The following is a 24,736-nucleotide window of genomic DNA, read 5'->3' on the forward strand; positions in this document are numbered from 1 at the left end:
GACAGGCGTCGAGCCCGTCCGCACCACCCCGATTCTCTCTCCCGCTAGCGCGGGAGACGGTCAGCCCCGGTAGGAGCCTCCGCCGCTGAACGACTGGTAGATGCTCCAGTAGTACTTGGTGTGGCCCAGGTGTGCCAGGCCGTTGGCGGAGAACTGGAAGGAGTCGCCCGGGTCGAAGTAGCAGGTGCCCTTCCAGCACTTGTGCTTGCCGCGGTCGCCCGGCTTGGTGTCGTCACCGTTTCCGTACCAGTAACCGTGGAAGTTGTACCTGCCGTTCTCCCCGTGCGAGTAGTTCCCCTTCTTGACCCGGGTCCCGCGCACGTAGAGGTAGTAGTCCCAGCCCGCGTAGATCCAGGCCGAGCGCCAGCCCTTGCGGAACCACATGTCCCACTGCGCCGAGCACTTGTGGGAGGACTTGCTGCAGATCCGCCGCAGCCGCACGCACGTGTAGTACGTGCACCTCTGCTGGACCCGTTCCATGAGGGAGGTTCCGGCGAGGTCGAACTTGTTCTGCGGGTCGGCGCACGCGTACTCGTAGCTGTTGCAGCTGCCGCTGTACACCGGGTCGACGGACAGGAAGCGGCCCGAGGCGGGATCGTAGAGGCGGGCCCCCATGATCGTGATGCCGCTCAGGGTGCCGCTGTCCCGCTCGTACGCGCCGAGCCAGCCGTACGTGGCCGCCTTGGTGCCGTCCTGCGGGTTGCCGTACTCGTCGTAGTGCTGCACGGTGGCCGCCACCGAGGTGTCGAGCGGCAGCTGGACGGCGACGTCCCCGTGCAGGTTGGACAGTTGCAGGACGGTACCGCCGGTGGCGGTGGTCGTCGCGAGCAGCGAACCGGTGACGTCGGCGACGTTCCGGCTGATCGCGCCGGAGGAACTCGCTGTCCAGGCAGGGGTGTCGCACGCGCAGTCGTAGTGGTTGACCGAGGTGCTCGTCGTGCTCCAGGTGCCGTCGCCGGCCTGGCTCTGCGCCGTGGACTGGGTGAACCGGCCGGCGGCGTCCAGGGACCACAGCAGACGGGCGGTGCCGACGGTCTCACTGCGTACGACGTCGTTGGCGTAGTAGGTGAGTGCGGTGGTGCCGCTGGCGGTGGTCCGGCCGAAGGCGTCGTAGGTGATGCCGGAGCCGGTGAGCCGGTCGCCGGCGTCGTAGGCGTACGACGCCGTCGTGGAGGTGGTGTCCGCCGTGGCGCTGTCGCAGTCGTCGGAGGTCGTGGTCAGACCCGTCCGGTTGCTGTTGGCGTCGAAGGTGTAGGCGCGGGTCGTGCAGCCCGTTCCGGTGCTGTCGGCGGCCCGCACGAGGTGTCCGAAGGTGTCGTAGGAGAACGCCGTCTCGGTGGTGGACCCGTCGGTCTGGGTGTGCGCGGCCTGCCGGCCGTGCACCGTGAGGTCGGCGGTGTCCGACAGCACGGTGGTCCCGCTGGAGTCCGTGTAGTGGACCCCGGTCTGGTTGCCCGCGGTGTCGGAGTCCACGGTGAGCCGGTAGCCGCCGGGCAGGCTCTCGCCGGTGAGGTCTCCGTTCGTGTCGTAGGCGGGGGTGAAGGTGCCGGCCACCGAGTCGGTGATGGTCTTCGTCCGGCCCGCGGCGTCGTAGGTGTAGGTGGTGCTCGACGGCACGGAGTCCGTGACCTTCAGCGGGCGTCCGAGCAGGTCGTACGTCGTCGTGGACGTGTTGCCCGCCCCGTCGTCGTAGGCCGTCTGGCGGCCGAGCGCGTCGTAGGTGTAGGTGACCGTCTGCCCGCCTGAGCTCTGGGAGGTCACCCGCCCGCTGCCCTGGTCGTAGGTCAGGGTGACCGGGGGCACGGCCTCGCCGGTGCCGCCGGTGACGGCCGTCTTCACCGTGCGGCCCGCGGCGTCCACGGTGATCGTCGTGGTCCGGGTGGTGCCGTTGGCGGTCTCCGTGCGGCCGGCGTCCTGGCCCCAGCGGTCGTAGGTGTAGACGGTGGTGACGAGTTCCGCGGGGTTGGTCCCGCGGTCGAGGACCGTCGCCGCCGGTGCCGTCCGGCACAGGAGGCCCGCCCACGCGGGCCGGCCACCGCACGCGCCGCTGCCGTCGGCCGTGTAGTAGGTGTAGGTCCGGGTGCCGGCGTCGGCGCCGGTGGAGGCCGCGGTGCGGGTGCTGAGCACCCGGCCCTTGGTGTCGTACGTCGTGTAGGTGACGGACTTGCCGTCGCTGCCCTGCGTGGTCGCGGTCTCCTGCCCGGTCGTCCAGTCGTAGGTGGTGTGTGTGGTGCGCGGGTCGGCGTCCGTGCCGTAGCCGTCGACCGCACCGCCCACGGTGGTGGAGGTCACCAGGTCCGACACCTTGGCCTCGGCGGGCCGGTTCTCGTCGTAGGCGTACGTGGTGTGGTCGCGGGCCAGCACCGTGGAACCTGCTGCCAGCGTGGCGTCCGCCGTCGCGCCGGTGAGGTCGCCGACCAGGGTGACCGGGCGCAGCGGGCCGTACTGGTCGGTGAGGTGTCCGCCGTCCGGTGCGTACACGGAGACGGTGGACAGCAGTTGGGCGCGGTCCGCCGTGGACAGGCCGGTCAGCCCGAGCGCGGCCAGTTTCCCGTCCGCGCCGTCGGAGGTGCCGAGGGCGAGCGCGCGGTTGCCGGAGGTCAGCTCGCTGACGGTGTTGCCGTACGCGTCGTACTCGGTGGCGGTGATCGCACCGCCCGGAGCGGCGACGTCGACCTCCTCGCCGTCGGCGTCGATGTAGGTGACGGTCGCGTTCGTGTACGCGCCGGAAGTGAGGTCACCGCCGGTGTGGGAGGACGGCACCGTGTCGGCGGGGAAGACGGCCGTGGCGTCCGTGGGGGCGTCGTCCTGGGCCCAGGTCGCGACCGTGGCGGCGTCCATCTGGTACGGCGCCGAGGTGCCGGAGAGCGGGACGTCGTAGACGACGGAGGTGGCCGCGGTACCGGACGTGGTGGTGTTGGAGCCCTCCGCGAGGGCGGGGTGGGACGCCTTGAGGAGCATGCCGTCACCGGCGGTCAGGGCCGATCCGGCCTTGCCGTAGGTGAACGTCCAGGGCAGGACGCCGGGTTCGGTGAGCGTGATCACGCGGCCGTCGGAGTCGTAGGTGTACTCCGTCTTCAGCGCAGGGCTGATGCGCGGGTCCCAGACCTGGCGGAGCCGGCCGGAGCCGTCGTAGGTGTAGGAGGCGAGGGTCTCGGCGGTGGCGGCGGAGGCGCCGGGGTCGGTCGCCCACAGCTTGATCGCCTTGACCTGGCCCGTGTAGTCACCGGGCGCCGAACCAGTGGCGGTGGTGCTGGACGCGTAGACGTACTCCAGGACCCGGCAGCCCTTGGTGGACGGCGTGGCCTGGCAGGTGGCCGCGGTGACCGCCTCGGTCGGGGAGATGGCGTACTTCGGGCGGGCGAGGGTCTCGCCGCCGACGGCGACGGTCTCGGAGGCGACGGTCAGGGTGGAGTCGTCGACCGCGGAGGCGGAGGAGGACAGCGTCCAGGTGACGGCGCCGGTCGCGGCCTTGGTGAACACCGTGGTGTTCGCGTCCGAGTCGGTCAGGGTGAACGTCGACCCGCTCAGGGTGCCGCTCAGCACCAGGGACTCGGCGCCCTTCTCCGGGGTCCAGCCACCGCCCGACTTCGCGGTGAACGCTACCGAGCCGCCGTCGCTGGAGAGCAGTTCGAGCGACGTGTCGGAGGTCTTGCGCAGCTGGGTGTAGTCGCTGGACTCGCCGCCCGTCGACGAGGTCCAGCCGGGGCCGAAGATCTGCGCCTGGCCTTCGGTGTCGGTGGTGTTGGCGCGGGAGGAGTAGGTGCGCCCCACGCTCGCGTCGAACGCCGAGGCGTCGGTGGCCGAGAGGGTGTAGTCACCCGTGAGCTCGTTCACCGAGCCGGGTCCGACCGCGGCGCTCGGCGCGTCGCCGGCGTCGCGGTCGAGGGTGACCTCGACGGTCTGCGAGTGGCCGGTGGTGGTGCCGTCGGTGAACGCGGCCCGCAGGTCCAGGACACCGTCCTCGGACAGGGAACCCACCGTGTTCCAGACCAGCTTGGTGGCGGTGCCGGAGGTGACGGTGACGGGCCAGGCGGACACCGCGCTGCCGGAGGCGGTGACGTCGCCGACCGGCACGGTGTGCCAGGAGTCGGTCTCGCCCCGGCGGTACTGCCAGGTCACGCCGGTGTAGGTGGTCAGGCCCTTGGCGGCGAGGGTCAGGCGGCGGGCGGTGGTGTCGCCGTCCTGCGGCGAGAGGATGGCCGCGCCGTCCGCGCCGACGCCGAAGCTGTAGGCGGTGGTGGCTGAGGAAAGGTTTCCGCCGGAGTCGACGGTCCGTGCGTAGAGGGTGTGCCAGCCGTTCGCGGGGTCGATGCTGATCGTCTGCGCGTCGCCGCCGGTGCCGTCGGTGGTGTCCAGCTTCCTGTTCGGCAGGCTACTGTCGTCCAGGCCCCAGTGGAAGCCCGCGCCGTCGGTCGAGGTGGTGTCCAGGGTGCAGGAGACGGCGTTGTCGGCCTTGGCCGTCCAGCCGCTCTGCGGGTACGCGTCGCACACCACGCTGGGTGCGGCGGGCTTGGCGACGTTCGGCACGAAGTACAGGTACGACGACCAGGCGCCGTAGTCGGTGCCGTCGTAGCCGCGTACGCGCATGCGCAGGTGCTGGGCGGGCAGCGCGCCGGTGCTGGGCACGGTGTAGCTGGCCGTGCCGCCGGAGGCGACGCTGGAGCTGGTCACGGTGTTGGAGTAGGCAGTTTCGCTGCTGTAGGCGGGGTCGTTGGTGACTTCGAACTGTGCCTTGACCGCGGAGCCGTCCGCGTCCGTCACCTTCGCCGACAGCGTCGGCGTGTAGGTGGTGATGTACCGCTTGCCGTTGTAGGCGTTGACCTGCGAGGGCGCGATGGCGAGCGAACTGGGCACGGCCGGGTAGGAGTTGTACGTCACCGTCAGGTGCGGCTCGGTCGAGCCGTCTCCGGAGACGTAGTTCGCCGACCGGAACCGGCGCCAGGTCAGGCTGTCGGTCTCGTCGGCGGCGGCGATGCGCAGACCGTAGTTGGCTGAACCGTCGGCCCAGGACTGCACGATGGAGTCGATATCGAAGTTCATCGTGCCGCCGGGGCAGTCGGTGCTGCTGTAGCCCAGCGCGGCCTTGTTGGTCACCGCGCCGGTCGTCGTGGTGGAGGGCTGGTCGGCCCAGGTGATGTCCGAGGACGACCACGTCGAGGTGATCCGGCGTACCTGTGTGCCCGCCCCGGAGGTGGAGCAGGTCGAGGAGTAGTAGGAATACAGGGCGAGGTTGGTGTCGGTGATGTGCTTGCCCTTGAAGGCCGACACGTCGAACTTCAGGTACGAACGGGCCTTGGTGGTGCCCGCGTCGTACGTACCCGACTTCAGCTCGGTCGAGGAGACCTGCGAGTCGGTGTAGTTCGTCGCCACCCAGGTGTCCGTCGTCACCGCCAGGGTGGAGGTGGGGTCGACGGTGACCGGGTAGGTCAGGTCCTGGTCGAAGTAGTCCGCGCCGGGCTTGAGGACCAGGGTCTGCGAGCCGTCGTCGGCCGTCTCGACCTTGGTGTCCACCGGGGCCTGGTGCCTGGACTCGCCGGATGCCTTGTCGGTGGAGGAGTCCCACATCATCGGCGCGGGCGCCTCGGCGACCAGCTTGCCGTGGGAGTCCTTCAGCAGCAGGTGCCCGGAGGCGGCCTCGGAGAGCTCAAGTCCCTTCAGATCCAGGGGGATCCGGTACTCCAGCGGCTTGTCCGGGGCCTTGTCGAGGACGACGTTCTGCGAGAAGCCCTGCGCCAGCGCGGTGACCGTGAGGCTCTGGCCGTCACCGAGGTCGTAGGAGGCGGTGTCGTCCTTCACCGACGGCGTCGGAAGCTTCGTCTCCCAGCCCAGCCCGAAGGACTTGTCCCCCTTGTCCACCGACACCAGTGAGGTGTCACCGCCGTCTGACACGGCGATGTCCGCCGCCGCCACGTCGGGCTCCAGCGAGGCACCCGTGTCCGACAGGGAGGTGTCGATGTCCTGCCACTTGCCGTCCACCTTCTGCCGGATCGGCCCGGCGTACGTGGATGTCTGCAGCTTTCCGCTGGGCAGCGCGTATGTCGTCGACGTCGCCGAACGCTCCGACAGCACCTCGATCTTGCGGTGCCGCAGCCGCGCAGTCAGCAGCGCGGCTGCCACCGAGTCCGCCGTGGACGCCTTGGCGTCGTCCTTGGTGGAGGCGACCGGTGCGAGCGATGCGCCTCCGGTCAGGCCGGTGGCGAAGGCGGTCCCCGTTTCCATGGCCACGAGCGCCGATTCGGCGGCGAGCAGTGCAGCCACCGCGAGCGCGGTCCGGCCCCAGAGGCCAGAGCCGGCGCTCTTGATTCGCGGCGCTCTTCCGCGCCGCGATATCCGTCTCACCTGTGTGCTCCTCTTGTTGACGTGTCGGCCGTTTGTACAGGCCGGACACGCAAAGTAAAAGAAGCGTTAGAGTAGCGTGAAGATCATTAGTAGGTACAGCGGGAAAGGTGTGGAGGGGGCGACCGCACCGCCGCTCACCGCGAGGCCGCTCAGGCCGTTGTCGGACGACCAAGCGACAATAGATCCATGTTCGAGTCGATGGTGCGATTGGACCCGGATGTCCAGCATGCGTACCTCGCCCGCCTCGGGGTGGAGGCCGCACCGCCGTCCGTGGAGGCTCTGCATCTGCTGGTACGACGCCATGCTGAACGGGTGCCGTATGAGACGTTGTGGATCCAGAGCGGCGAAGCGTGGAGCGTCGACCCGTACGAGGCCGCGGCGCGGATCGCTCTCCAGGGCCGCGGCGGCTACTGCTACCACATGAACGGAGCGCTGGGCTTGCTGCTCGGTTCGCTCGGTTACGCGGTGCGCGGCCACGTCGGGGGAGTGCACGGCCCGGAGGGCCCTCGGCCCGCCGTGATGGGCAACCACCTCGCGCTGACGGTGGAGCACTTGCCGAGCGAGACGAACCCCGGCGGTGTGTGGTACGTCGACAACGGGTTGGGCGACGCCCTCCACGGTCCGCTGCCGTTGATCGCCGGAAGGCATGATCAGCCACCGTTCGTGCTCCAGCTGGAGCAGGCCACCGACGGCGCCGCGTGGCATCTGACCCACGACCCGGACGGCGGGTTCACCGGGATGACCTGGACCACGGCTCAGGCGCACCTGGCCGACTTCGAGGCGCAGCACCAGTGGCTGTCGACGTCGCCGGAGTCGGGGTTCGTCCAGGTGCCGATGGCCGAACGCCGCGACGCGACCGGGGCGGACGTCGTCCGCGGCCTGGTGCTGAGCCGGATCGGCGACGGCGCGCACACGCACGAGCCTGTCACGCGCCGCACGGAGTGGTTCGACCTGCTCGCCGACGTGTTCGACCTGCGGTTGGACACAGTGGCCGAGGAGAGGCGTGAGCGACTTTGGACGCATGTTCTCTCGGCGCACCGTCGCTGGCAGGAGTCACAGACGTCGCGGAACTGAGATGCGCGCGGGCAGACCCTCGTCGAGTTGTCGCCCTCGACACCCTCAGCCGCCGGCGGTTGTCCCCGGCGTCTCATCATGTAGTGAGTCCGGGCGGAACCCGGCGGCCGGCGATCTGCCGTTCTTCGCGGCGAGGCGGATGGGGTCGCGCGGTGTGGGACGGCTCATCGCAGTGTCTGCGCCACGAGGGTGCGGATCTGGATGGCGGAGGGCTTTCCGCCGTTGACCAGGTGGTCGAAGACCATCCCGTCTATGCACGTCAGCAGGGTGACGGTGCGGGCCTCGGGGTCGGGGACGCCGTGGGCGGTGAGGAAGTCGTGGACGAGTTGCCGCCCGGCGTTGTGGCGCGGGCGGAGGATCTCGCGTAGTTCGGGGTGGTGGACGCTTTCGAGGGCGCAGGCGTAGCGGGCGAGGGAGCGTCGCCGTCCTTCTCCCGTCAGCCGCTGCTGGATGAAGGCGGTGATGGCTGCCGCCAGTTCCTCGGCGCTGTGCGGCATCGTCGTGCGGTTTCCGGTGTCTTCGAGTTCCGTCTGGTCCAAGGCGACCAGGCGCGTGACGAGTGCGGTGAGCAGTGCCTGGCGGGTGCGGTAGTAGGCGGAGGTCGTGCCGGACGGCAGGCCCGCGGCCCGGTCCACGGCGCGGTGGGTCAGTCCTCGCATTCCGGCCTCCGCGAGCACGGTGATCGCCGTGTCGGCAAGGACGGTACGTCGGTCGTCGGGCACCCCCTCTTTCTACACCGGTAGAGACCGGGGATACCCTTCTTCTACATCTGTAGAAGCCGTGTGGGGTGGCAGGGAGAGGGGCTGGGCATGGCGGGCAGCGCGGTGGTGGTCGGGGCAGGTGTCGGCGGGCTGGCCGCGGCGATTGGGCTGCGCCGGATCGGCTGGGAGGTGACGGTCGTCGAACGCGCCCGCGTCCTGGCGGACGTGGGCGCGGGCATCTCCCTGCACGCCAACGGCATCCGCGCGCTGGACGTCCTGGGCGTGGGCGAGGCGGTCCGCGCGGCCGCCCGGCCGCAGTACACCGGTGGTACCCGCACCCCTGAGGGCAGGTGGCTGGCCCGGATGGACGGAGCCGTGCTGGAGCGGAAGCTGGGCACGCCGATCGTCGGTATTCCCCGGGCCGTGCTGCACCGCCTGCTGCGCGAGGCGCTGCCCGCGGAGTGCCTGTCCATCGGCGCCGAAGTGACGCGCGTCGACCGCTCGCAGCCGGGCCGAGTGCGGGTGCCGGTCGGGGACGGAGTTCTGGATGCGGATCTGGTCGTGGCGGCCGACGGCGTGGACAGCCGGCTGCGCCGCCAGTTGTTCCCCGGCCACCCCGCCCCCGTCTACAGCGGATCGACGGTGCTGCGAGCCGTGACCGAGCGTCCGGTGTCGTTGCGCACCGACTTCGAGCTGACCTGGGGGAGGGGCGCCGAGTTCGGTCACATCGCCTTCACCGACGGCCGGGCCGAGTGGCACGCGGTGCTCAACTCGCCGCCCGGCGTGCGGCATGCCGATGCCCTGGCCGTCCTGCGCCGCCGGTTCGGCGACTGGCACGATCCGATCCCGGCGCTGCTGGAGGCGACCCGGCCGGAGGCCGTCCTGCACCACGACATCCGCGAGCTGGCGACGCCCTTGCCCGCGTACACCGAGGGCCGGGTGGCGCTGCTCGGGGATGCGGCCCACGCCATGACCCCCAACCTCGGCCAGGGCGCCTGCCAGGCCCTGGAAGACGCGGCCACCCTGGCCGCCGCGCTCGCCGCCGAGCCCACGGTCGAAGCAGCACTGGCCCGCTACGACGCCGAACGCCGCCCGCGCAGCCAGTCCGTGGCCCGCGCCGCGCGCCAGGCCGGCCGGCTGGGCCAGCAGCTGTCCCACCCGCTGGCCGTGGCCGTGCGCAATACCGGACTGCGACTGGCCCCCTCGGGCATGACCGTCCGGGCCATCCTGCGGCACGCCGACTGGAGCGCGCCGAGCCTGGGCTGACGGCACCGCGCTCGCGCCGCCAGGTACCTTGCGGGCTCGACAATCTGGCCCGAGGCCCGCGGGCAGTCCGCGCCGGCCAGCCGATGTGCGTACGCTGATGGCGGTTCGAGGGGATTCGAGGGGAGGGGAATGCGGCCCGCAAGGTGTGAAGGAGTCGTTGATGCCGCGCGGTTGCGGCACGTGTACTGGGTGGGTGGCGGAAGCGGGGCGGGCAAGTCGACGATCGCCCGCCGGCTCGCGGACCGCTTCGGCTGGCGCCTGTACGCCACCGACGACGTGATGCCGGATCACGCCGGGCGGACCACGCCCGAGCAGGCCCCTTTCCTGCACCAGTTCATGGCCATGGACATGGACGAGCGCTGGGTGAACCGGTCCCCGCACACCATGCTGGAGACATTCCACTGGTATCGGGGCGAGGGCTTCGATCTGATCGTCGAAGACCTTCTGCGCCTGCCGCGGGAACCGTGCGTCATCGTCGAGGGCTTCCGGCTGCTGCCGCACCTCGTGAGACCTCTCCTCGCCGTTCCCGAGCACGCTGTCTGGCTCCTTCCCACACCTGACTTCCGCCAGGCGGCCATCGAGAGCCGGTCCCTGCCAGGGGACGGATTCGTCGGCAGGACCAGCGACCCGGCGAAGGCGCGTCGCAATATGGCTGAACGGGACCGCATGTTCACCCAACGCCTTCAGCGGGAGGCCGAGCGTCTTCGGCTGCGCACGATTCAGGTCGACACCACCATCAACGAAGACGATCTCGAAGAGCAGGTGACCGCCGCGTTCGGGCTGTGAGCTCCGTTGACTGAGCTAGCCGCTTTTCCGCTGCCGTTTCACGCTTCCCACTCCGTCGCGCTCGCGACACCGCGCACGCTGCAGGAACTTCAGATGTTGGAGTGCAGCGCGCAGATCCGGGCGAAGCCGCGCTGGTTCGACAAGATGGACGACGCCGACATCGTCGCCAGATGGAGGGAGGAGGCGATCGCCCAGGGCCTCACCGAGGCGCAGGTGCAGTACGTGCTCGCCGAATTGCGGCATTACGCCGCGCTGCGCGACGCGCGTACCGGCATCGAGGTGTCCGCCGTCGACGGAGTGTGGCAGTCGGACACCTCGTCGACGACGAGCTGCGTTCGCGGCTGCGCGAGGCGGTGCCTGGCGCGAGGGGTGAGCGGTGAACCGGAGCGGGCTTGGCGCAATCCCACGAACCGATACTCGAAGTACGAGTTCTCGGAGAAGTTCCAGTGGCTGCCGCGCCCTGTGCGGATCGAGGCAGATCCCTACGGGTGGTACGGATCGGAGCGGGAATACCCGGACAAGTCCTCCTACGGTGAGGGGGAGGCGTTCGCTGAAGCAGTCCGGGCATGGGAAGAAGCCCACGGCGACTGGTGGGTGAACTGCCGGCCGGTCATCCCGGACGCCCCCGCCTTCACCCCGCCCGAGATACCCGACGAGTCCGCCCGCATCGACCTGCTCGGCCGCTCTCTCCAGGTCATCGTCAAGATCGCCGCGATTCATCTCACCCCGGACAGACCCGAGTACCCCGGTGGCTCCTGGCACGTCGAGGGGATGATGAACGAGCGGATCGTCTCGACCGGCATCTATTACTGGGACAGCGAGAACATCACCGAAAGTCACCTGAGTCTCCGTGCGGCGCTCGCCGAACCGGAGTACGAGCAGAGCGACGACGAGGGTGTGCGTGAGGTCTACGGCTTGGAGGATGAAAACGCACTGAACCAGGTCCTGGGATCGGCTTCGACCCCGGCGGACCGCTGCCTGGCGTTCCCCAACATCCTGCAACACCGCGTCGGTCCGTTCCGCCTCGCGGATCCGACCCGCCCGGGACATCGCAAGATTCTCGTGTACTTCCTGGTGGATCCGTCAGCGAAGATCGTCTCGACATCCGATGTGCCACCGCAGCAACCGTGGTCCGACTCCTCGACCATGACCCTCGACCAGGCCAGGGAATTCCGCGACCAGCTCATGCAGGAGCGCAAGTTCTTCGTCGACGAGCACAACGAGCAGCTCTACGAACGGCAGTTCTCCCTCTACGAGCACTGAGCCTGCCCGCCCGATCGAGACGGGCCCCGCAGGTCCCGGCCGCTGACCGGCCGTACCGCTCCGCCAGGAGCGGTTCCCCGGCGAGGGTGGCGTCGGGGCGAACTCGCGCACGGGTTGCCCCGCACGGGTGCGCTCACGGCGCGGGTGTCCCGCACCTGAGCGCACCCTTTCACTCATGGCTTGAGGGCGCGGTGGCCCGGTCTCACGGCATCTCCGTCAGCCTCCAACCGTCGCCGGCACTGTGCAGGTAGCCGCCTTGCGGAAGGTGACTGGGGAGGAACAGCGTGCCGGTGTCGGCGTACCGTCCGAGGATCTGCCTGCGTGTGACGGCGGACTGGTGAGGGTCGGCACACAAGGCGGCGGACACGTCGGGGCGGCGCAGCTGCAGGGGGTGGTGGATCAGGTCTGCGGCGAGTACGGCGCGTCGGCCGCCGCTGTCGATCTCGACCAGGACGTGGCCGGGGGTGTGTCCGGGGGCCGGGACGAGGGTGACTTCTGCGTCGATACGTGTGTCGGGGTCGCAGATGTCGAGCTGTTCCGAGGTGTGCAGCGGCAGGAGGCTGCCGACGATGTGGGCTTGTGGCTTGCCGCGGGTGGCGTGGGCGTACTCTGCCGCAGTGGTCAGGTAACGGGCTCTGGGGAAGGTCGGCTTGAGCTGTCCCGCCTCGAACGTGGTGTTGCAGCCGACGTGGTCGTGGTGCAGGTGGGTGTTGATCACCGTGTCCACATGGTCCGGCCTGATTCCCGCCGCGGTCAGGACGGAGGGCCAGCGGGAGACGAAGTCGCCTCTGGGATGCGGTCGGTCGGGCTTCGGCCCGCCGAGGCAGGTGTCGACGAGGATGACCCGTCCCGCACCGAGGATCGCGAAGCCCTGGCAGACGATGCGCAGGCGGGTCCGGGAGTGGTCGCTGTAGGTGTCTCCGTAAGCCTGGAGCAGGTCCCGCAGCTCGTCTTGCCCGAGTCGGGGGAAGGTGGCACGGGCGGGCAGGGCCGGCCCGACGGCTTCCACGAGGGGCACGACGGTGCGGTCTCCCACCGGGATCGGGGCGGGTTGGTCGGGGAGGTTGTCAAGATAGGGCACGAGTCGCCTCTTCGGGATTGCGTGGGTGTGCGGTGGCCGGTCAGTGACCGTGGGGGTTGAGGCTGCTGAGCGCCGGGATGCCGTTGATGGAGAAGTGGATGGCCGCCATCAGAAGGCCGATGCAGACGACGGTCAGCAGGATCTTGCGGGTACGGCTCATGGTGGGTGTCCTCCGGGACGGTGCTCTGGGTGGTGACTGGGTCAAAGGCTCACGAGGGCTTCGCGCACGGTCGTCCGCGAGGCGCGCCGGGCGGCTGCCGCGCTGGCCACGGCGGCGCCCGCGAGGGTGAGCAGGCTCCACAGCACGAGGGCCGGGAGCGAGAAGTCGAACGGGAGATCCTGCAGGAACGCCTGGTTGCCGATGAAGTCCCCGAACACCCGGGTCAGCGGCACGGCCGCCGCCGTCGCGAGCAGCAGGCTGAGCGCGGCCGTCAGGACACCTTCGGTGACGACGACGCCACGGATCACGGACGCGGTGGCGCCGAGCGTGTGCAACACGCCGAACTCCCTGGTCCGTTCGAGGACACTGGTGCTCAACGCCGAGGCGAGGCCGAGCAGTCCGACGAAGCCCATCACGACGGCGAGGGCGATCAGGGCGTCGGCGAGGACCAGGACGTGTCCGTCCAGTGCCACGCGCAGCGTGTCGATGGTGGTGGCCTGCTGGATGCCCGTGCCCGCCCGGGTCAGGGCCTTGTCCAGCCGGTCGAGGACCACTTGCCGGCTTGCGGGGTCGTGGCGGTCGGTGACGACGCGCAGCATCTCGGTGCGGCCGGCAGTGCCGGTGACGGCGGTGTAGTCCCGGTCGGTGAGGTAGGCGGCGCCGAGAGTGCCGAAGTCGGAGACGATGCCCACCACGCGGCGGGTGACGGCGTGTCCGGCGATGGTGACGGTGACGGTGTCCCCGACGGTCGTGCCGGGGGCCTGCTGCGCGGGCACCAGGTTGTTCAGCACGACGGCGTCGGTGTCGTCGGGTCGCAGCCACCGGCCGGCCAGGAGCGGCAGGCGCATCAGGCGGGTGCCCGCGGGGGGCGCCAGCACCGTGAAGCTGTCGTGGGCTTCGTCGGGGTAGACGCGCGCCACGTCGACCTTCCCCTCCGTGTGCACGGTGGCCGTGGTGCGGCCCCACGCCTCGACGGCCGCCACGCCGTGGGTGGCGCGTGCGAGTGCCACGAGTCGGTCGGCGGTGTAGGGCTTGTCGAGCCGTACCTCGATGTCGTAGCGGCGCTGGCTGATGCTCTGGGTGACCAGGGAGCTCCAGCCGCCCGCGGTGTTCAGTCCGGTGAGGAACATGGTGCCGGCGACGGCGAGCAGTCCGACGCTGAGGACGAGGCGTCCGCGGCGGCGGAACATGTTGCGCAGCGCCATCAACTGGGTCCGGCTGGGGCCGCGAAGGCGCGTCAGGAACCGTTCCAGGAGGCCGCCCAGGGCACCGGAGTCGGCCCCGTGGTCGTCGATGGCCTGGCGGACGGTGATCCGGCTGCCGCGCAGCAGCGGCACGAGGGCCACCAGCAGGGGTACACCGATCCCGGCGCCCAGTGCGACCGCGTACACCCAGGCGGGCACGGACTCGCCGGCGATGTCGAGGTTGAGCAGGCGGGCGCCCTGCCCGGCCAGGACGCGCCCCAGGGCGAGTCCTGGTGCGAGCGCGAGTGCGGTGGCGGTGACCGCGATGACGGCGGCTTGGGCCAGGTACATCAGGAGGATCTGGTCGGTGCGCGCGCCGACCGCCTTCATCGCGCCGATCTGCCGTATCTGCGCGGTGAGCATGCCGCCGAGCATCGTGGCGACCAGGATCGAGGCCAGCAGCAGCGCCATCAGTCCGAAGGCCAGGAGCACGAATCCGACCATGACCATCTGTCCCTGGTGGGGGTGTCGGCCCGGGGGCGGGATGTCGATGCTGGTGACCGGGTGACCCAGCGCCTTGAGCCGGGCGGCGACGCGCTGCGCGGTGCGGTCGATGGCCGGGGAACTGGTGGAGGCCGTGGAGTGGTCGCCGACGACGACGCGCAGTTGGTCCAGGGCCGGGGGTCGGCCCAGGGGGGCCAGTGAGGTGGTGGTGGCGTAGCCGTAGGCGGTCTGCTCCTGCCCGGCCGGCGCGACTCCGCCGTCGTGTACGGAACCGGCCACCGTCATGGTCGTCGGCGCGCCGCCGGGTGTCTCTACCGTGACGTGCTGACCGGTTTTCACCCCCAGGAAGCCGAGGGCGGTCCGCTCCAGGAACACAGCCCCCCGGGCGGGGGGCCAGCTTCCGGTCTCCACCGCGACCGTGGCGATCCGCTGGGGATCGGCCGGGTCACTGGTGAAGAGCACCAGGGTGCGCCAGGGTCCGTCACCGACCCTGATCCGGGCCTGGAGGGTGCTGCGGGCCGTGGCGTCCAGGACGCCGGGCTGGGCGCGGACGGCGGCGAGGGCGGCCTTGTCGACCCCGCCGGGCACGTGCAGGGTGGCGGAAGCCGGGTGGGTGGCCCGGTAGTTGCGGGTGATCTCCCGGCCGATGATCGACCGGGCGGAGAGGAACGCGGTGACCGCCAGCACGCTCACCGCGATCGCGACCGTCATCATCGCGACCCTCGACCGGGTCGCCCACAGGTCGCGGCGCAGCTTCCGCAGGCGCAGGCGGGTCACGAGACCACGTCCTGCCGGGCGCCCAGGGTCGCCGTGTCCTTGCTGACAAGGCCGTCGGCGAGGGTGATGTGCCGGGTCGCGTGGCGGGACAGATCGCGTTCGTGGGTGACCATGAGCACGGTCCGGCCGTCCGCCGCCAGCCGCGCGAACAGGTCCAGCACGCTGTCCGAGGTGGCCGAGTCCAGGTTGCCGGTCGGTTCGTCGGCCAGCAGCACGGGGGGCTCGTTGGCCAGGGCCCGTGCGATGGCGGCGCGTTGCTGCTGCCCGCCGGAGAGTGCCGAAGGCAGCTTGTCCGCCTGTTCGCGGATCCCGACCTCGGTCAGCAGTTCCAGGGCCCGGGCGCGGCGGTGCCGTGCGGGGACGGTGTCGCACAGGTCCATCGGCAGCATGACGTTCTCCGCCACGGTCAAGGTGGGCAGGAGCTGGAAGAACTGGAAGACCAGGCCGATGCACCTGCCCCGCCATGCGGCGAGCTGCGAGCCCTTGAGCGTGTGGACGGCCGTGCCTGCCAGGAGGATCTCTCCGGCGGTGGGCCGGTCGATCCCGGCCAGCAGGTTCAGCAGCGTGGTCTTGCCGCTGCCCGACCGGCCCACCACGGCGACGAACTCCCCTGCACTGACGTGCAGTTCGACGCCGCCGAGCGCGGTCACCTCACCCGAGGGCAGCGGATAGGTCTTGACGAGTCCACGAGCGGCGATCACCGGATCACCTGCGGAGATTCCCATCGGGGGAGACATGGGGCACCACCTCATCCTTGGCCAGTTTTTCTGGACGCGTGTTCACTAACGGATTAAGGTCCAGAAACACAGGCCGGACAAGAAGCAGGCCGGGGAGCGGTGTGCCGAATCGAACAGCATCCGCACTCAACGTCCAGGAACAGGGGTGTGATCGTGGTCACAAGGCCGGACCGAAGGGTCCGCCGCACACAGCAGGCTCTCCAGCGCGCCCTGCTCCAGCTCATGGCGGAGAAGGGCTACGAGAGCGTGACCATCCAGGACATCATCGACCGAGCCGATGTCGGCCGGTCCACCTTCTACAACCACTACTCGAACAAGGACGAGTTGCTCAAGGACGGCTTCGCCGACCTCCGATCCCTGATCGGGCATCAGCCGCCGCACGCGACCGCGGCACCGAACCGCGACCCCTTGCGATTCAGCCTGCCGTTCCTACGTCACATCCAGGAGCAGCGGAACCTCGCGCAGGCCGTCTTCACCCAGAGCGGTCTGCGCCCCGTGCTGAAGCACATCGAGGAACTCCTCGCCGATGTCGTCCGCGACGAGATCCCCTCCACGACTCCCCGCGGAGTGCCCCGCGAGGCGGTCGTCCGCTTCGTCGTCGCCGCACACCTCGCCTGCCTGGAGTGGTGGCTGACCGAAAGCCCGCAGAGCTCGCCGGAGGAGATCGACGAGATGTTCCGCACGCTGTGCCTGCCCGGCATCGAGACCGACCGAGTGTGACCTGCGTGCTGGGCGGGAGGCCCCTCCCACGAGTGCCGACACACGGCGCTGTACTACCCCTTCAACTCGCGCCGCCGCACCACCCGGTGGCGCCCACCACCTCCCGGGCGATCTCCCCGACGGACCGCCCGTCGGTCACCACCCGCACGGTCACGGCCGGTGTCCGTGCCTCCGGCAACCGTGCCTTGCGGTGGCTGTTCGCCAGCTCCGCCGCGAGCTCCGACCCGATCTCCCGCCCCGTCAGCCGCTCCCGGGCCGTCTCGTCGGAGGCGGTGAGCAGCACGCGTATGAGCCCGACGTCCGCTCCCATGGCCCGCTCGAACATGCCGCCCGACTCGGCCAGCACGCTCACGGTGTTGGTATAGATCAGCCGCCGGTACCCGAGCCGGGCGAAGTTGCCCCACACGGCGGTCAGGTTGCGCTCGGTGATCTCCGACCGTCGGGGGTCCCCCTCCGGGGCCGGATGCACGTGCCCCAGGTAGTCGGCCTCGACGATCGCGTGGGCGACCCCCGCCACCCGCAGCAAGACCGACACCTCCCACCCCACGGTGGTCTTGCCGACCCCGGCCCGTCCGCCGATGAGCAGTGCTTCCGTGTGATCCATGAGGGGCACACTGCCAGCGGACGCCTGCGCCACGCGACGTGATGTCCCCTCACCCGGGTGCCTCGTTGAGGGCGAGGCGGACCGTCGCGAGGAGTCGTTCGTCGCCGGCACCGGCGCGGCGCGCGGTGCTGACGGAGGCGCGCGCCCTCGGCGAGCCGGTCGTCGACCGAGGGCCCGGGGCGGGCCGGCACGGTGGCCCGGGTGCCCGCTCCGCGCGGGCTCCTGACCAGCCCGGCCGGCCGCTTGTAGCTCGCGGTGGGCCCGGGCCACCGTGGCGAGGCGAGTCCGGGAGCCGTGGTGAGCTGACGCACCAGGTCACACGCCGCGGCATCCGCGCCCGGACGGGATGCGTGGACACCTCGCCGAGACGGGCGATCAGGCTGGAGACCTCGTTCGAGGCCCCAGGCCGATCAGGCGGGAGACCTCGTTCGAGGCCCCAGGCCGATCAGGCGGGAGACCTCGTTCGAGGCCCCAGGCCGATCAGCGGCTAGTACGCGAGCTGCCCGATGCCCCCGTCGACGCGCAGGACGGTTCCCGCTGTGTAGGCGGACTCGTCGGAGGCGAGATACACCGCCGCCTTCGCCAACTCGGTGGCCGTTCCCAGGCGATGGAGAGGCACGGTCTGCCGGAGTTCCTCGTAGAGGGCGGCCTGGCGCTCGGGGCCGAGGGGGGCGAACACGTTCGTGATCGTCGGGCCCGGGCTCAGCCCGTTGACGCGGATGCCCCGGTCCTTCAGCTCGTAGGTCAGTCCGCGCGTGTAGGAGAGCAGGCCCGCCTTGGCCGCGCCGTAGACCGTCGCGTTCTCGTGTCCGATGTACGCCGAGACCGAGCCGACGAGGATGACCGAGGACTGCTGCGAGAAGAGCGGCAGCAGGTCCCTGATCAGGAAGAACGGTGCCTTGAGATTGGTCGCGAGGAGCCTGTCGAACGCCTCCTCGGTCCATGCCTCGATCGGCAGGTGGGTGACGTCGGCGGCGTTGCTCATCAGGATGTCGAGCTTGGGCCACTCCTCGCGCAGCCGCGCCGCGAGCTTGGCCTGGCCGGGTACGTCGCCGGCGTCACTGACGATGGTCAGCAGCGGTCCCTCCAGATGCCGTGCTGCGGCGTCCAGCCTTTCCTCTGAGCGGCCGGTGATGGCGACAGTCGCTCCCTCGGCGAGGAACTCGCGGGCCGTCTCCAGGCCGATGCCGCTCGTTCCCCCGGTGATCAGTGCGTGCTTTCCGGCAAGACGATCCATGGTTGCGCCTCTCTTCAGATCGCGGTGCGGCCACCGTCGGCGGCCACGATCGCCCCGGTGATGTAACTGGCCCGGTCGCCGGCGAGAAAGGCGACCACATGGGCCACCTCGGCCGGGTCGGAGGTGCGCTTGAGCGCTGTGGTCAGGCCCATGCCGCCCATGTCGGGGCCCATCGCCGCTAGCACCTTCGAGGTGCGCATCGGGCCCGGGGCGACGGCGTTGACCCGGACGTTCGACTCGGCGAACTCCGCCGCCCAGGTGCGGGTCAGGGATTCGAGCGCCGCCTTCGTGGCGCCGTAGACGGCCATGCCCGGCATGCCGAGGCCGGCCGCGGTGGAGCTGACGTTGACGATGCTGCCGCCGCCGCCCGCCGCCATCTTCTCCGCCAGCCGGGCGGTGAGCAGGAACGGGGCGCGCACATTGACCGCGAAGGCGGCGTCGTAGTCGGCGAGGTCCTGCAGGGTCGTCGGGGAGAACGTCATCACGCTCGCGTTGTTGATCAGAATGTCGACGGCTCCGGCGTCCTCGACGAGTTGTCGTACGCCCGCCCCGTCGGACAGGTCGGCAGCGACGAAACGCACCGTCCCCGTGGACCCGCCACCGGCCGCCCGGATGTCTTCCACCACCTGGGCGCCGCGCTGAGGATCGGTGCCGGTCAGGATCAGGTCGGCTCCGCCCGCGGCCAGCACCCTGGCCGTCGCGTGCCCGAGTCCGCCGATCGCGCCGGACCCGGTGACGAGTGCCGTCTTGCCTGCAAATTCCATGGTTTCGCCCTTCGTGCCGGCCAGTGAGCGACCGACTTCTGTGCAACCGTTCAAGAAGTGGTGCAACGGAAGCTACGACTTCTTGAACGTCCAGTCAAGAAGTCGTAGGATCGATCACGTGGCACGCACCGGACGCCCCCGCGAGTTCGACAAGGAACAGACGCTGGAGCGCGCACTCGAACTGTTCTGGTCCCGGGGATACGGGGCGACGTCGATCCAGGACCTGGTCGACGCGCTTGGCGTCGAACGCGGCAGCCTCTACGGCGCGTTCGGCGACAAGCGCCGCTTCTACCTCGAAGCCGTCAAGCTCTACTGGGAGGTGTACGAACGGCATCTGACGGCCGCGCTCGACACCAGCCCGCTCCTGCCCGCCCTGCGCGAGATCCTCACCCACCCCGCCCGGCTGGACGAACTGATCTCCGACGCGGGGGTGCCGCAGGGCTGCCTGGTCGGCAACACGACGGCCGAACTCGTCCCGCAGGACAGCGAAGCGACGCAGATCGTCACCCGCTCATACCGCCGGTTCACCGACATCGTCGCCGAGGCACTGCGTCGCGCACAGGCCGCCGGAGAGGTCACGGACGCCAACTCTCCCGAAGCGCAGGCGCAACTCCTGCTCTACGTCGTCCAGGGGCTCTCGCTCGTGTCGAGGGCGGGGCTCGACACGACGGCGGCGCTGGCGGCGATCGACACGGCGGTGGACGGGCTGCGGGCGTGACCGGACCTCTGCGCGCACACGGTCGTTCCCGGCGACAGCACCTCGTCGAGAAACCGTGAGGCCGTCACCCGCCGTGCGTTGGCCGCGCACTCCCGGGATGCTGCGAGCAGGCACGGCACCCGATGGGCCGCGGCCGTGGCTGGATCAGGGAGCGGCCGAACCCCTGGGATGCACGTGCGACCCGGGGAAGACGGCGCGGTTGCCGCGACGATCGTTGCGACGCGGCGCCGGTGTCACTGCGGGGCTCCTCTCGTGCCATGTGGTCAGTGCGCGGCCGTGGCGGGCTGAGGGAAATGCACGGGGTAGCAGTGGGCGGGGGGATGGGCGATGGGGAGATCGGGGCGCCAGGTGCGCAGGACCTGAGCGGAGGGCACGAACAAGGGGCCGGGCAGCGCGTCCAGTCTGTGCCACTGCCAGCGCGCGACGACGTCCGGCTCCCTGGCGGTAGGGGTGCCGTGGAAGTGGCGGACCAGCGCGGCGGCCGTGAGGCGGTTGAGGCTGTGCCGTGCGTCCAGGAGCAGCGCGAGCACCCGGATGTCCTCGGGGCGCGCCACGAGACCGGTCTCCTCGGCGAGTTCACGGGCCGCGGCGGCCTCGATGGACTCGCCGCTGGAGCCCTCGGCGTCCACCTTGCCGCCGGGCAACTCGAAGGTGCCCAGGCGGTGTTGTCCCATCAGCACGCGGCCGTGCGCGTCGGTGACGATGATGCCGACGCCCAGGGCGGCCTGTGCGTGGGGCGGGTGATCGCCGCGCTCCCGGGCGACGACCGGGCGCGGGGTCAACCGTTGATGGCGGCGGGCCTGGATGAGTTGCACCACGACCGGGTTGTCGGCGCCGGGGGCGCGCAGGAGGTCGATGGACTCCACGGCGAAGCCGTGCTCGGCCAGCAACCGTTCCCACACCTCGGGGGCGAGAACCCACATCCGCACCGGGATGGGAGCGGTGTCGGCCAGCCGCACCTCCTCGTGACGGGCGGCGACGGTGTCGCCGGGTCCTCGCCCGTCGAGATTGGTGTGCAGGGTGGAGAAGACCAGCCGTCCGTGCGGGCGGATCCCTGTCCGCAGCACGGGCAGCAGGCGGCGGGGGTCTGTGTAGGCGAGGCCGTGCACGGAGTAGACGAGGTCGTAGGGTTCGGCGTCGCGCAGGTGGTCCACGGCGTCACCGAGCAGGAACCGTACGCCGCGCACGGAGGCGAACCGGTCGCGGGCACGTTGCTGCTGGGTGGCGGAGATGTCGATGGCGTCGACGAAGGCCGCGTGGTCGCGGGCAAGGTGTGCGGCATGGACGCCGGCACCGCAGCCGATGTCCAGCAGCCGGAGACCGGCGATCTCGCCCAGGACGCCGGAGCCGGGGCCCGTGCCCCAAAAGCCCCAGTCGATGTCGCTGACCTCCGCGGGCTGGTAGCCGCGGTCGAGTTGCCGGCGCCCGTACTCCCGCCAGGCATCCGCGTTCACCCGCTCCGGAGCTGTGGCATCGGGCGTGTTCACACAGCCTCCCCGCACAGCCGGTGCAGGGTGCGGTGGCAGCCTTCGCCGAGTGCGGTGCCGCCGTGGGCGGCGCCGTGCCTCTCCTCGTAGATGCCGCTGCCGGAGTGTGGTGTGTACTGCTGCGTCATTCCGCCCCCGTCATGTCTGGCAGGCCAGGTTAGGGCACCTCGGGCGTGTGCGGCGGTGGCACGCCGTGGCGCCTCAAGCCGTGACGCGTCTGCCTGTGCCGGTGAGCCCGAGGACGGCGGCACCGAGCAGCGCGGTGAGGGCGGTGAGGCTGATGCCCTGCCAGCCGCAGGAGTTCAGCAGGGGTGCGGCGACGGCGGTGCCGACGGCGCCGATCGTGAAGTACAGCACGAGATAGACGCTGCTGAGGCTGCCGGAGCGCTGAGGATCGAGCGCGATGATCCGGCTCTGGTTGGCCGCCTGCGCGACGAAGCAGCCCGCGTCGAACAGGGCGAGCCCGAGTGCTGTGGCCGCGGGGTTGCTCAGGCCGGTGACCAGCAGTGCGGTTCCGGCGGCGGCAGCCAGTACGCCGGCCGTGATCACGGTGCGGGCGGTGTACCGGTCGGTGAGGCGTCCGGTGAAAGGGAGCGCGGCGAAGCCGAGGACCCCGGCCAGGCTGTACATGCCGATGGCGGTCGGCCCCAACCCGTAAGGAGGCTGGGCCAAGGCGATGGCCAGAGCGACCCAGACGAGGTTGAAGGCGAAGTACCACAGGCCGCCGGTGACCACCGCCAGGCGCAGTTGCGGGTGGTGGCGCAGGAGCAGGGCGAGCGAGGCGAGGGTGGCGCGGTAGCTGTGGTCGGAACGGGGCCGTTGCCGGGGCAAGAGGACGTGGGCCGTGATCGCGCCGAGCAGGGCGAGGGCGGCGAAGACGAGGAGCATGCGCCGCCATCCGAGGGTGTCGGTGAGCGTCCCTCCGGCCAGGCGGCTGAGCAGGATGCCCGCCGACATGCCGGCGGCGACGGCGGCGACGCCCGTTCCGCGGCGCCCGGGCGGGGCGTGGCGGCCTGCGATGGTGCCGGCCTGGGCGGCGACGCTGGCGGCGCCGCCGATGAGCAGGTAGGCGGTCAGGAGCAGGGCGGGCCCCGGTGCGGCCGCGGCGAGGACGAGGGCGGCGGCCAGGAGGGTGAGCTGCGCGGTGACCAGACGGTGCGGGGCGAGGTGGTCGGTCAGGGGGAGCAGGAAGGCGAAGCCGGTCATGCAGCCGGTGAGCGCGGCGGTCGGCACCAGGCCGATCGCGGACAGGGGGACGTCCAGGTCGGCGGCGACATGCGTGAGCGCGGGCTGGATGGCGTAGTTGTTCGCGATCGCGGTTCCGGCGATGGCGGCGAGGAGGAACGTGCCGCCCCGGGGAAGGGGCTGGGTCATGGCTGTGTGCTGCGCGTGAGGATGACGGCGTAACGGCACGCGGCGTCCGTGGTGTTGGCGAAGACGCGCGGCGCGGGCTCGCCCAGTTCAATGGTGTCGCCCGCGGCGAGTTCGTGCACCGCGTCGCCGTCGTGGAAGGTCAGCTGGCCGTCGAGGACCCAGACGACCTGGCGTACGAAGGCGAAGGCGGCGGCCGGATACGGCACGCGGGCGCCGGCGGGCAGGCAGATCTCGGCGATCTCCGCGGGAAACCGCGCACCGGTGATCTGCCGGCGCCGGTATCCGGTGGCGGGGTCGCGCCACTCGGTGGCCTCCTCCCGGCGGCGCACTCCGGCGGCTGCGTCCCTGGCGTCCTGCGTCTCCTCCGCGAGGGCGAGCAGTGAGGCGACGCTGAGCTGGAAGGCCGCCGACAGCTTTCCCAGTACGACGGCGGTGGGGCTGCTCTCGCCGCGTTCGATCCGGCTGATCATCGCCTGGGAGACACCGGAGGCGTCCGCGAGCTGGGCCAGAGTCCACCGGCGGCGTTCCCGTTCGGTGCGGACACGGGCCGCGATCTGGCCCACCAGCGGATCTACTATATTGGACATGAATCCAATATACGAGAGAAGCCGCACCGTGACGGTACGTCCCGCCCACCTCGACGACGCCGAGGCCATCCATACGATCCGCAATCACGCCATCGAGCACTCCACGGCGCTGTGGACGCAGACCCCGCAGTCCCCCACCGAAGGGGCTGCCTGGCTGGCCACCCACCTGGAACGCGGTTCGGCGTTCGTGGCCGACGTGGACGGAGAAGTCGCCGGATTCGCGGTCTACGGCCCATGGCGGCAGCTGGACGGATACCGCCACACGGTGGAGGACTCGGTCTACGTCCGGGAAGGCAGCCACGGGCTCGGCATCGGCTCCGCACTGCTGGCCGCGCTCATCGCGGCGGCGCGCGATGCCGGCCACCACGTCGTCATCGCGGGCATCGAAGCGGAGAACACCTCGTCGATCCGGTTGCATGAACGGTTCGGGTTCCACCACGTCGGCACGGTGCCGGAAGTCGGCACGAAGTTCGGCCGATGGCTCGACCTGACGCTCATGCAGCTGCCCCTGACGTGAGCGGGGCGCGGAGGAACGTTCTGCTTCGGCCGGTACGCATCACGCGGCGAGCGGCGAGCAGTCGGCGGCGGCCGGCCGTATTCGCTCGGGATAACCCGATGACGTCCAGCTGGACGTCGGGTCGGCAGTGGGTGCAGGCACGCAAACCGCCCGTCAGGAGGCGGCGCGCTTCGTCCCGGCTGACCGGGCGGCGGCGGGAGCCGGTCATATGGCAGTCCCCGGCGTGGATCTGGAGGGGGCGGCGTTCGGCTCCGATGCCGAGTTCGACGACCCATTCCGGCGGCCGCGGCCTGCGCCGTCGGCCGCGCTCGACTTCGGCCTGCCGCCGCAGTACGGCCGCGATCTTGGCGTCGATGCGCTGGACCCACAGAGCGTGCCAGGTGCGCAGGGTACGCAGGCGGTCCAGATCGGGCGGCAGATCATCGAACATATTTTTGATTCTATGCTCATGATCCACCCCTGCCCACCCCGTGCGTGCCTGTCCTGTGCCATCGAAGTGTGATCGGCATAGAGTGCTGGTGGTCACGTACAGGTTCGCCGGTCCTTGGCGTCCTGCTGGGCGCGCGGACGTCGTTGTTACGGTCGATGAGTGGCGATCTGGGACGGGGGCGGCGTTCGCACGCGGATAGGGGAGATGGCCGCACGGGACCCGCAGCGGCTGCGTTTCGGGGCGTGCACGCACCGGTACGCGTTGGCGCCGCAGCTTCCGGAGGTGGAGATCCGGGCGTTCGAGACATCGCACGGCATCACTCTGCCGGTGGAATACCGGTCCTTCGTCGCGGAGGTGGGCAACGACCCGGCCGGGCCCGGACACGGCATCATGCCGTTGACCGCCTCGCGCCCGGGGCGAGCA

At 70.6% G+C, this 24,736-nt stretch carries 20 protein-coding genes and 1 pseudogene; 8 read left to right on the forward strand and 13 right to left on the reverse strand.

The features are described from left to right. Positions 1-60: 60 nt before the first annotated feature. Positions 61-6,261 (reverse strand): DNRLRE domain-containing protein, encoded by a 6,201-nt coding sequence (locus ACYF6T_RS18690; RefSeq protein WP_461697825.1) that lies wholly within the window; start codon positions 6,259-6,261, stop codon positions 61-63. 267 nt (positions 6,262-6,528) lie between these two features. On the opposite strand from ACYF6T_RS18690, the gene ACYF6T_RS18695 reads away from it, so the two are divergent. Next, positions 6,529-7,416, forward strand: a complete 888-nt coding sequence (locus ACYF6T_RS18695) for an arylamine N-acetyltransferase family protein (protein WP_461697827.1) — start codon at positions 6,529-6,531, stop codon at positions 7,414-7,416. Positions 7,417-7,580: 164 nt separating this feature from the next. On the opposite strand, the gene ACYF6T_RS18700 is transcribed toward ACYF6T_RS18695, so the two are convergent. Continuing rightward, a complete protein-coding gene (locus tag ACYF6T_RS18700) occupies positions 7,581-8,138 on the reverse strand; it encodes a TetR/AcrR family transcriptional regulator (RefSeq protein WP_461697829.1) in 558 nt (185 codons plus the stop codon). An 87-nt stretch (positions 8,139-8,225) separates the two neighbouring features. Between ACYF6T_RS18700 and ACYF6T_RS18705 the strand changes: the two genes are divergently transcribed. The 3 genes and pseudogenes from ACYF6T_RS18705 (at position 8,226) to ACYF6T_RS18715 (ending at position 11,432) form a co-directional block, all read left to right on the forward strand. Beyond that, entirely contained in the window at positions 8,226-9,383 is a 1,158-nt protein-coding gene (locus ACYF6T_RS18705; RefSeq protein ID WP_461697831.1) for an FAD-dependent monooxygenase, read from the forward strand. A gap of 180 nt (positions 9,384-9,563) precedes the next feature. Further along, positions 9,564-10,169: a hypothetical protein gene (locus ACYF6T_RS18710; protein ID WP_461697833.1), complete on the forward strand. Its 606-nt coding sequence runs from the start codon at positions 9,564-9,566 to the stop codon at positions 10,167-10,169. Positions 10,170-10,175: 6 nt separating this feature from the next. Beyond that, positions 10,176-11,432, forward strand: a pseudogene (locus ACYF6T_RS18715) (DUF4246 family protein). A gap of 202 nt (positions 11,433-11,634) precedes the next feature. On the opposite strand, the gene ACYF6T_RS18720 reads toward ACYF6T_RS18715, so the two are convergent. From ACYF6T_RS18720 to ACYF6T_RS18730, 3 genes are all read right to left on the reverse strand, one after another. Further along, positions 11,635-12,513 (reverse strand): MBL fold metallo-hydrolase, encoded by an 879-nt coding sequence (locus ACYF6T_RS18720; protein WP_461697835.1) that lies wholly within the window; start codon positions 12,511-12,513, stop codon positions 11,635-11,637. 201 nt (positions 12,514-12,714) lie between these two features. Next, on the reverse strand, positions 12,715-15,138 hold the full coding sequence (locus ACYF6T_RS18725; RefSeq protein WP_461697837.1) for an ABC transporter permease: 2,424 nt from the start codon (positions 15,136-15,138) through the stop codon (positions 12,715-12,717). After that, entirely contained in the window at positions 15,135-15,875 is a 741-nt protein-coding gene (locus tag ACYF6T_RS18730; RefSeq protein ID WP_461697839.1) for an ABC transporter ATP-binding protein, read from the reverse strand. The genes ACYF6T_RS18725 and ACYF6T_RS18730 overlap by 4 nt, the downstream gene beginning before the upstream one ends. A 147-nt stretch (positions 15,876-16,022) precedes the next feature. Here ACYF6T_RS18730 and ACYF6T_RS18735 point away from each other — a divergent pair, with 147 nt between their 5' ends. Further along, complete coding sequence (locus ACYF6T_RS18735; protein WP_461697841.1) at positions 16,023-16,595, forward strand: TetR/AcrR family transcriptional regulator; 573 nt, start codon at positions 16,023-16,025, stop codon at positions 16,593-16,595. Between the two features lie 61 nt (positions 16,596-16,656). Here ACYF6T_RS18735 and ACYF6T_RS18740 read toward each other — a convergent pair whose 3' ends face one another. The 3 genes from ACYF6T_RS18740 to ACYF6T_RS18750 all read right to left on the reverse strand — a co-directional run bounded on the left by ACYF6T_RS18740 (position 16,657) and on the right by ACYF6T_RS18750 (position 19,200). Next, positions 16,657-17,199, reverse strand: a complete 543-nt coding sequence (locus ACYF6T_RS18740; protein ID WP_461697843.1) for an ATP-binding protein — start codon at positions 17,197-17,199, stop codon at positions 16,657-16,659. A 487-nt stretch (positions 17,200-17,686) separates the two neighbouring features. After that, positions 17,687-18,436, reverse strand: coding sequence for an SDR family oxidoreductase (locus tag ACYF6T_RS18745; RefSeq protein ID WP_461697845.1), 750 nt, complete (start codon positions 18,434-18,436; stop codon positions 17,687-17,689). Positions 18,437-18,450: 14 nt separating this feature from the next. Beyond that, a complete protein-coding gene (locus tag ACYF6T_RS18750) occupies positions 18,451-19,200 on the reverse strand; it encodes an SDR family NAD(P)-dependent oxidoreductase (protein ID WP_461697847.1) in 750 nt (249 codons plus the stop codon). A 118-nt stretch (positions 19,201-19,318) separates the two neighbouring features. On the opposite strand from ACYF6T_RS18750, the gene ACYF6T_RS18755 reads away from it, so the two are divergent. Then, on the forward strand, positions 19,319-19,918 hold the full coding sequence (locus ACYF6T_RS18755; protein WP_461697849.1) for a TetR/AcrR family transcriptional regulator: 600 nt from the start codon (positions 19,319-19,321) through the stop codon (positions 19,916-19,918). 263 nt (positions 19,919-20,181) lie between these two features. On the opposite strand, the gene ACYF6T_RS18760 is transcribed toward ACYF6T_RS18755, so the two are convergent. The 4 genes from ACYF6T_RS18760 to ACYF6T_RS18775 form a co-directional block, all read right to left on the reverse strand. Further along, positions 20,182-21,405 (reverse strand): bifunctional class I SAM-dependent methyltransferase/NUDIX hydrolase, encoded by a 1,224-nt coding sequence (locus ACYF6T_RS18760; protein WP_461697851.1) that lies wholly within the window; start codon positions 21,403-21,405, stop codon positions 20,182-20,184. Further along, entirely contained in the window at positions 21,402-21,533 is a 132-nt protein-coding gene (locus ACYF6T_RS18765; RefSeq protein ID WP_461697853.1) for a hypothetical protein, read from the reverse strand. Before ACYF6T_RS18765 ends, ACYF6T_RS18760 begins: the two co-directional genes overlap by 4 nt. Before the next feature lie 73 nt (positions 21,534-21,606). Next, entirely contained in the window at positions 21,607-22,779 is a 1,173-nt protein-coding gene (locus tag ACYF6T_RS18770; protein ID WP_461697855.1) for an MFS transporter, read from the reverse strand. Beyond that, on the reverse strand, positions 22,776-23,366 hold the full coding sequence (locus ACYF6T_RS18775) for a helix-turn-helix domain-containing protein (protein ID WP_461697857.1): 591 nt from the start codon (positions 23,364-23,366) through the stop codon (positions 22,776-22,778). The genes ACYF6T_RS18770 and ACYF6T_RS18775 overlap by 4 nt, the downstream gene beginning before the upstream one ends. Between ACYF6T_RS18775 and ACYF6T_RS18780 the strand changes: the two genes are divergently transcribed. Continuing rightward, entirely contained in the window at positions 23,365-23,883 is a 519-nt protein-coding gene (locus tag ACYF6T_RS18780; protein WP_461697859.1) for a GNAT family N-acetyltransferase, read from the forward strand. The two genes, ACYF6T_RS18775 and ACYF6T_RS18780, sit on opposite strands and share 2 nt — an antisense overlap. Here ACYF6T_RS18780 and ACYF6T_RS18785 read toward each other — a convergent pair. Next, entirely contained in the window at positions 23,861-24,139 is a 279-nt protein-coding gene (locus tag ACYF6T_RS18785) for a DUF6233 domain-containing protein (RefSeq protein ID WP_461698075.1), read from the reverse strand. The genes ACYF6T_RS18780 and ACYF6T_RS18785 overlap by 23 nt on opposite strands. Here ACYF6T_RS18785 and ACYF6T_RS18790 point away from each other — a divergent pair. Further along, a complete protein-coding gene (locus ACYF6T_RS18790; protein WP_461698080.1) occupies positions 24,092-24,385 on the forward strand; it encodes a hypothetical protein in 294 nt (97 codons plus the stop codon). The genes ACYF6T_RS18785 and ACYF6T_RS18790 overlap by 48 nt on opposite strands. Positions 24,386-24,736 lie beyond the last annotated feature (351 nt).

The sequence above is a fragment of the Streptomyces sp. 7R007 genome (assembly GCF_054850255.1).

Excerpts from the sequence above, each read along its gene's own strand:
- ACYF6T_RS18775 (WP_461697857.1), bottom strand. The coding sequence starts at position 23,366 with ATGTCCAATATAGTAGATCCGCTGGTGGGCCAGATCGCGGCCCGTGTC.
- ACYF6T_RS18765 (WP_461697853.1), bottom strand. The coding sequence starts at position 21,533 with ATGACGCAGCAGTACACACCACACTCCGGCAGCGGCATCTACGAGGAG.
- ACYF6T_RS18750 (WP_461697847.1), bottom strand. The coding sequence starts at position 19,200 with ATGGAATTTGCAGGCAAGACGGCACTCGTCACCGGGTCCGGCGCGATC.
- ACYF6T_RS18780 (WP_461697859.1), top strand. The coding sequence starts at position 23,365 with ATGAATCCAATATACGAGAGAAGCCGCACCGTGACGGTACGTCCCGCC.
- ACYF6T_RS18695 (WP_461697827.1), top strand. The coding sequence starts at position 6,529 with ATGTTCGAGTCGATGGTGCGATTGGACCCGGATGTCCAGCATGCGTAC.
- ACYF6T_RS18790 (WP_461698080.1), top strand. The coding sequence starts at position 24,092 with ATGGCAGTCCCCGGCGTGGATCTGGAGGGGGCGGCGTTCGGCTCCGAT.
- ACYF6T_RS18740 (WP_461697843.1), bottom strand. The coding sequence starts at position 17,199 with ATGGATCACACGGAAGCACTGCTCATCGGCGGACGGGCCGGGGTCGGC.
- ACYF6T_RS18730 (WP_461697839.1), bottom strand. The coding sequence starts at position 15,875 with ATGTCTCCCCCGATGGGAATCTCCGCAGGTGATCCGGTGATCGCCGCT.
- ACYF6T_RS18745 (WP_461697845.1), bottom strand. The coding sequence starts at position 18,436 with ATGGATCGTCTTGCCGGAAAGCACGCACTGATCACCGGGGGAACGAGC.
- ACYF6T_RS18705 (WP_461697831.1), top strand. The coding sequence starts at position 8,226 with ATGGCGGGCAGCGCGGTGGTGGTCGGGGCAGGTGTCGGCGGGCTGGCC.
- ACYF6T_RS18770 (WP_461697855.1), bottom strand. The coding sequence starts at position 22,779 with ATGACCCAGCCCCTTCCCCGGGGCGGCACGTTCCTCCTCGCCGCCATC.